The 398-nt window shown below is 66.1% G+C and carries 1 protein-coding gene; it reads right to left on the minus strand.

What is annotated here, in order from left to right; all coding sequences use genetic code 11:
• The coding region (locus RVY79_RS17780; RefSeq protein ID WP_317465834.1) for an efflux RND transporter permease subunit at nucleotides 1–398 on the minus strand (398 nt) is incomplete at both ends.

Genomic DNA, 398 nt, shown 5'->3' on the forward strand with positions numbered 1-398 from the left:
GCAGATCCGCCTGCCCGCGCAGGACGTCCAGGTCCTCGCCGAACACCTTGATGGCGATCTGCGAGCGCACCCCCGACAACATGTGGTCGATGCGGTGCGAGATCGGCTGGCCAATGCCGATGGAGCCGGGCAAGTGAGCCAGACGCGAACGGATGTCGGCGGTGATCTCCTCCATGGAGCGCTTTAGCTCTGAGGCAGGCAGCAGACCCACGTCCAGTTCACTGACATGCACACCTTCGGCATGCTCGTCCAGCTCGGCCCGTCCGCTGCGCCGGCCCACGTGCTGCACCTCCGGCACCTGCGCGACCAGCAGCTCGGCTTGCTGGGCAAGCGCCGAAGATTCGGCCAGCGTCACACCGGGATTCAGGCGCAGGCCCACCAGCAACGTTCCTTCATTG

It is taken from the genome of Chromohalobacter sp. HP20-39, from assembly GCF_033052815.1.
Taxonomy (GTDB): domain Bacteria; phylum Pseudomonadota; class Gammaproteobacteria; order Pseudomonadales; family Halomonadaceae; genus Chromohalobacter.